Raw genomic sequence first — 3,763 nt, 5'->3', positions numbered from 1 at the left:
ACCGAGATCGTCGCGGGAAAACTCACCGACACTTGGGGTTTCAACGGATCCATTCTGGGGCCGACCGTCCGCGCCGAACGCGGAGAATCTGTCGCATTCACGATCGACAACACACTGGCAGAGCCCACGACCGTCCATTGGCACGGCATGCATCTGCCCGCCCGATGCGACGGTGGCCCGCACCAGACCATCGAAGCCGGCGGACGCTGGGAACCGGCGTGGACGATCGGCCAGTCGGCGTCGACGCTCTGGTATCACCCACACCCGCACGGATCCACCGAACGGCACGTGCAGCGCGGTCTCGCCGGACTGTTCTTGATCGACGACGCCGACACGCGGGCGTTGGACATCCCCAAAACCTATGGTGTCGACGATGTTCCGCTGATCATCCAGGATCGTCGATTCCTCGCCGACGGCAGCTTCGACGAATCGGATCCGACCGACATAGGCCTGCTCGGCGACACGATCGTCACCAACGGCATCTCCGACGCCTACCTCGACGTCACCACCGGGGTCGTCCGGTTACGCATTCTGAACGGCTCTTCCGGCCGTCTCTACAACCTGGGGTTCCCCGATGACCGCACGTTCGATCTGATTGCCACCGACGGTGGACTGCTCGAATCACCTATTGCGATCAAGCGAATTCAGCTCAGCCCCGGCGAACGAGCCGAGATCGTGGTTCGTGTCGACCCCGGTGCGACGACCACACTGGTGTCGTTCCCGATCGAGGACGGCGGTGGCGTGAGTTCCTCCGACGCCGAGAACTTCGGCATGAACGACCGCTTCGACATCCTCGAACTGCGGGGCGTTGCCAGCCGCGCGTCACGGTCGACTCTCCCGGCGCAGTTGGCCGTACTGCCGCGTCTGGATCCGTCGAAGGCAAGCGTTTCCCGAACCTTCGATCTGCAGTGGTACATGATCAACGGGCAACGAATGGACATGAACCGCATCGACTTCGAGGCCGAAGTCGGCGCGACCGAGGTGTGGACGATCACCAACAAGGACAACTGGCCACACAATTTCCATGTCCACGACGTACAGTTCCAGATCCTCGACGTCGACGGTCGCACTCCCCCGCCGCACTTGCGCGGACTCAAGGACACCGTCTACACACCGCCGGGCAGCAGGGTTCGCGTCGCACTGCAGTGGTCCGAGTACACCGATCCCACTTTCCCGTACATGTTCCACTGCCACCTGCTGATGCACGAGGACCAAGGGATGATGGGCCAATTCCTCGTCCTCGAACCGGGACAGAAGGCGGCTCCGATGCAGATGGACATGCCGATGCCTGGTTCGCACTCCGGTCACTGAAAGTTCTGCAAGTGGTACACGGCGAGGCGAACCCGATTGTCGCAACCGGTCTTCGACATCAGGTTCGCCACGTGCGTCTTCACCGTGGTCACACCGAGATGCAGCGTGTCCGCGATCTCCTGATTGCTCTTCCCTTCTGCCACCAGTGCGAGGACCTGCGATTCGCGATCGGTCAACGGAACCTTGTCCGTCACAGCAGTGTCTGCGATACCACCGATCACCGCTCGATCCACAACGCGGCGGAGAAGTTCCGGAGTGAACACCATCTCGCCCTCGGCGATCCGCCGAATGGCACCGAGCAACTCGGCGGGTTCGGTGTCCTTGACGAAGAATCCCGAAGCCCCCGCGGCGAGTGCGGGATACAGATGATCGTCGTCGTCGAAGGTGGTCAGCACGAGAATGCGCGCTCGACGACCGGCCTTGACGATCTGCTGCGTGGCGCCGATCCCGTCCAGCCCGGGCATTCTCAAGTCCATCAGAATCACGTCGGGATCCAATTCTGCAGCGAGCGCTACCGCCTCGACGCCGTTCGACGCCTCACCGGCCACGGTCATGTCCTCGGCTGCCGCGCACAGCATCCGCAAACCGGCGCGCACAAGTCGCTGGTCGTCGACGATCAGCACGCTGATCACGAGACATCGCCCGAGACAACGAGTGGAATACTCACGTGCACTTCCCATTTCCCGTCACTGTTGGTGCCGGTGGTCATCTCGCCGCCGACCAACTCCGCACGCTCCTGCATTCCCACCAGGCCATGACCTGCACTCCGAGGCGATCCCTCGACGTCGTTGACAACCCTGACATGCACCCGGTTGTCTTCGCGACCGACCGAGACCGATACCAGCCCCTTCTTGTCGCCGTGCTTCATGACGTTGGTCAGTGATTCCTGAATCACCCGCAACAACGTCAGCCTCCCGATCGCGTCGAGATCGGCTGCGCCTGACTCGACATTCTCCTGGGCATCGAAGACTGCCTGCACCTCGAAACCCGCCGCACGCACACGATCTATCGCCGCCTCGATTTCCGCCTCGACGGCATCCGGCTCGACCAGAGCGACCTCACCGAGCGAAGGATCACGAAGTGCGACCAGGAGGCGACGGATATCGGCCAGCGCATCGGACGCAGTCCCACGCACATCCGCGAGGACCTCACGCACGGCCTCGTCCTGGGGCGCCAAGACATGTTGAGCCACGCCGATTCTCAGGACGATCGATGCCATGTGGTGCGCAACCAGGTCGTGCAGTTCGCGGGCGAGCGCACTGCGCTCCGCAGCGCGGGTCTGCGCAAGATTGTTCGCGGCCAATTCACGCTGCGAGCGTAGATACAGCCCGAGCAGCAGTGGCAACCCCACGTACGCAAGCACTTTCACAGCCGTCGTGACAGACCAGAACGCTTCGTGAGATTCGAACCAGATACCCGCGAGCACCGAACCGCACCATCCTGCTGCCGATACGGCAACCATTTCTCTACGCTCGGCCCGCATCGTGACGTCGACGACGGCGACCGCCCCGAGATACGGAACAAGCTCGGACAGCCCCCAGGCGTCGGCGACGAACATCGGAACGGCGAGCGCCGAGATGACCAGGGACGCGAAGACCGGCCATCGACGGCCGACGGCGAAGGCGAGCGCCGACAGCATCGACAGAATCCAGTAGGTGAGGGGAACTCGATACTCCCCCGGATACGTGCTGGCGATCAACAGGCACGGGACCACCACCAACGGCGTGTAGCGCACGTACCGCTGTATCCGATCTGGCACCTCTGTCCGGTTCACCCCTCGAGCCTATGACGCGCATCATTTCGCGGTTTCTCGACAACAGACCTTACTGATGAGTAAGATAAGGATCGTCCAACGCCCCAACACCGAGAAACAGCTGGTGATCATGACCAAGCAAGACAGTGTTGCCCCCGACAAGAGCGCTCAGCGCAGCGAATCGGGCGCGCAGCGCGGCGGCGCCAAGGGTGCGCCCCGCGACACGTCCGCCGTCGGCCTGAACCCGATCAAACGCGACGCCATGGGCGCAGCCATGCGTGTGCTTACCAAGATCACCGGTTCGGAACTGGCCGAGAAGTTCAATCTGCGTCAGACCATCGATCGCGTGACCTACGAGGGCACCAAGACGGGCTTCAAAACCCTGGGTGCCGCCACTCGAGGATTCCAGAAGGTCTCGGGCAACGGCGCACCCAAGCGCCTGCCCGACAACCCGAGCAAGAACGCCGACTACTTCGATCTGACCCCCGACGACGACCAGAAGATGATCGTCGAGACCGTGCGCGAGTTCGCGGCCGAGATCCTGCGTCCCGCAGCGCACGACGCCGACGGCGCAGCGCAGGCACCAGCCGATCTCTCCAAGCGCGCAGCCGAGCTCGGCATCACGCTGATCAACGTTCCCGAAGAGCTCGACGGAGCAGCTGCCGATCGCGGCGCGGTCACCAATTCTCTTGTTGCCGA

General features: G+C 62.9%; 4 protein-coding genes. 2 read left to right on the top strand and 2 right to left on the bottom strand.

The features are described from left to right. On the top strand, positions 1–1,311 hold a 1,311-nt coding region (locus A2J01_RS09920; RefSeq protein ID WP_064112619.1), incomplete at its 5' end, for a multicopper oxidase family protein. Here the strand turns inward: A2J01_RS09920 and A2J01_RS09915 are convergent. After that, entirely contained in the window at positions 1,305–1,943 is a 639-nt protein-coding gene (locus A2J01_RS09915; protein WP_030534984.1) for a response regulator, read from the bottom strand. The genes A2J01_RS09920 and A2J01_RS09915 overlap by 7 nt on opposite strands. Continuing rightward, entirely contained in the window at positions 1,940–3,085 is a 1,146-nt protein-coding gene (locus tag A2J01_RS09910; protein WP_231915757.1) for a sensor histidine kinase, read from the bottom strand. The genes A2J01_RS09915 and A2J01_RS09910 overlap by 4 nt, the downstream gene beginning before the upstream one ends. Positions 3,086–3,188: 103 nt before the next feature. Between A2J01_RS09910 and A2J01_RS09905 the strand changes: the two genes are divergently transcribed. After that, the coding region (locus A2J01_RS09905) for an acyl-CoA dehydrogenase family protein (protein ID WP_197494196.1) at positions 3,189–3,763 on the top strand (575 nt) is incomplete at its 3' end.

The sequence above is a fragment of the Rhodococcus sp. EPR-134 genome (assembly GCF_001647205.1).
Taxonomy (GTDB): domain Bacteria; phylum Actinomycetota; class Actinomycetes; order Mycobacteriales; family Mycobacteriaceae; genus Rhodococcus_F; species Rhodococcus_F qingshengii.
The sequence above is the reverse complement of the archived record's forward strand: the minus strand, read 5'-3'. Positions and strand labels throughout refer to the sequence as shown.